General features: G+C 34.3%; 1 protein-coding gene and 1 pseudogene. Both read left to right on the top strand.

Annotated elements, in window-relative coordinates:
• Positions 1–314: 314 nt before the first annotated feature.
• Positions 315–1,622, top strand: a complete 1,308-nt coding sequence (locus H6A61_RS15095) for a glycoside hydrolase 5 family protein (RefSeq protein ID WP_204394717.1) — start codon at positions 315–317, stop codon at positions 1,620–1,622.
• A gap of 190 nt (positions 1,623–1,812) precedes the next feature.
• A pseudogene (locus H6A61_RS15090) lies at positions 1,813–2,373 on the top strand (carboxypeptidase-like regulatory domain-containing protein); the annotation flags it as partial.
• Positions 2,374–2,481 lie beyond the last annotated feature (108 nt).

The raw sequence follows: 2,481 nt of genomic DNA, 5'->3' as shown, positions 1-2,481 counted from the left end.
GCTGGATATGTTTGTTACTTATTGTATAAATAGAATTATATTATGGTTGTATATCATGATGAAAATGTACTAAGATTAAAAGTGTGTTGAATAATTCTTTTTTTGTAAGTACTATGAAAATACTTAAGATAATGTTCTTTAGGTTGTATTATATATCGTGTCTGTATCAGTTGTATCTGTTTATAATTTATATTCTTATTGTTTATATTTTAAAACATCAGGTTATCTTATAATGATAATTCTTGGATAAAATAATATTATAATTATGCTTAGGATTGTAATAAATTTGCAATGTCGATAAAAATCTAATAGATATGCAGAAACGTAATTTAATTTTATTATTGGTTTTGACTGTTTTAGTTTCTTGTACTACAGGTTCTAAGAATCAAAAAAAACAAAGTTTTGTTAGAGTTGAACAAGGTCAGTTTATTCGCAATGGCAGACCTTATTATTATGTAGGTACTAATTTCTGGTATGGTGCTATTTTGGCGTCTGAAGGTGAAGGTGGAAATCGTGAACGCCTTTGTCGTGAATTGGATTCTTTAAGAAATATTGGTATAGACAACTTGCGTATTTTGGTTGGTTCTGATGGTAAAAGAGGGGTTCCGGCAAAAGTGGAGCCTACTTTACAAGTTTCTCCAGGTGTATATAATGATACAATATTTGCCGGACTTGATTTCCTTTTGCAAGAGATGGGTAAGAGAGATATGCTTGCAGTGTTGTATTTGAACAATTCATGGGAATGGAGTGGTGGATATGGTCAGTATCTAGAATGGGCAGGATATGGAAAAGCTCCTGTTCCTGCTGTAGATGGATATCCTGCATATATGAATTACGTTGGAGAGTTTGTTCGATCAGACAGCGCTCAGGCTCTTTATGCCAATTATGTGAAAGATGTTGTTTCACGTACTAATCGTTATACAGGAGTCCGTTACATTGATGATCCTACTATTATGTCATGGCAGATTGGTAATGAGCCTCGTGCTTTTCTTCAGGATAATAAAGATAATTTTGCTGAATGGATGAGCGAGGCCGCAGCGCTTATTAAATCACTTGATCCAAATCATCTTGTTTCTACAGGAAGTGAAGGTAAGTGGGGATGTGAGGGTGATATGGATTTGTTTGAAAAAATTCATTCCGATTCTAATGTTGATTATATGAACATACATATTTGGCCTTACAATTGGGGCTGGGCTAAGAAAGATAGTCTGCAGGAAAATCTTGAAAGAGCAAAACAGTATTCTAAATCTTATATTGAAGAACATCTGGCTATAGCTGAAAAATATAAAAAGCCTTTGGTACTTGAGGAATTCGGTTATCCTAGAGACGGATTCCAGTTCAGTAAATCTTCTTTCGTGAATGCCAGAGATGCATATTATAATTTTATATTTGATATGGTAAATGAGAATGCTCAAGCAAAGACATTGTTTGCCGGATGTAACTTTTGGGGGTGGGGAGGTCTTGCTAATCCTTCTACTGAATATGAGTATTGGAAACCAGGAGATGATTATACAGGAGATCCGGCGCAAGAACAGCAGGGACTTAATTCTGTGTTCGCTTCGGATGTTAGTACGATAAATATTATTAAAAAAATAAATAATGAAATTTTATCATTAGATTAATAAATGTAATAAGACCAGTTGCATCATTACAATGCTGTCATAAATCTAATAAAGACTCTTTTTTTTAATATTATTCTAAGATAAAATTATATTAGAAAGTCTTTTAATGCTTTTTTAATTTTGCATCACGAAACATTTAAATTAGTTTTTTCTATGATTGAGTTATATAACTTTTAAAATTAAAAATGTTATGAATAAACATGCTAGAAAAACTGCATTGATTGCAGGGGCTTGTCTTACGGTGATGTTGACAGGACTTCCTGAGACCTTAGCTGCATCATCGGAAACTGTTCTTTCCGTTCAACAGGAAAAGACGATTAAAGGAACGGTTATTGGTTCTGATGGATTCCCTATTATTGGAGCCAATGTGTTGGAAAAAGGAACAACAAATGGTGTGATTACTGATTTGGATGGTAATTTCACCTTAAAAGTTTCCAAAGGAGCTACACTTGAGATTTCCTATATTGGATATGTAACACAAAGTGTAAAGATAACAAATCAGACAACTTTAAGTATTACTCTTAAAGAAGATACTGAGATGTTGGATGAAGTTGTAGTAGTAGGATATGGTACTATGAAAAAAAGTGATCTTTCTGGTGCTTCTGTTTCTGTGGGAGAAGATGCTATTAAAGGATCTGTAATCACCAATCTTGACCAGTCTCTTCAAGGACGTGCAGCAGGTGTGACAGCTGTTACTACATCAGGTGCCCCTGGCTCATCTTCTTCTATCAGAGTTCGTGGACAAGCTACTAAGTAACTAATCAAAATTAAGCAGCATTATGTTTAAGTTTAATTCCCAAGGTATCCCCGACAGCCGCCAATGCCCTATTGACGGTGTAAAAGAGATTGTCGCTACTTG

The organism is Bacteroides caecigallinarum (genome assembly GCF_016901995.1).
GTDB classification, from domain to species: Bacteria; Bacteroidota; Bacteroidia; order Bacteroidales; family Bacteroidaceae; genus Phocaeicola; species Phocaeicola cellulolyticus.
Note: the sequence above shows the minus strand (reverse complement) of the source record. Positions and strands in the feature narration are given on the sequence as shown.

Excerpts from the sequence above, each read along its gene's own strand:
- H6A61_RS15095 (WP_204394717.1), top strand. The coding sequence starts at position 315 with ATGCAGAAACGTAATTTAATTTTATTATTGGTTTTGACTGTTTTAGTT.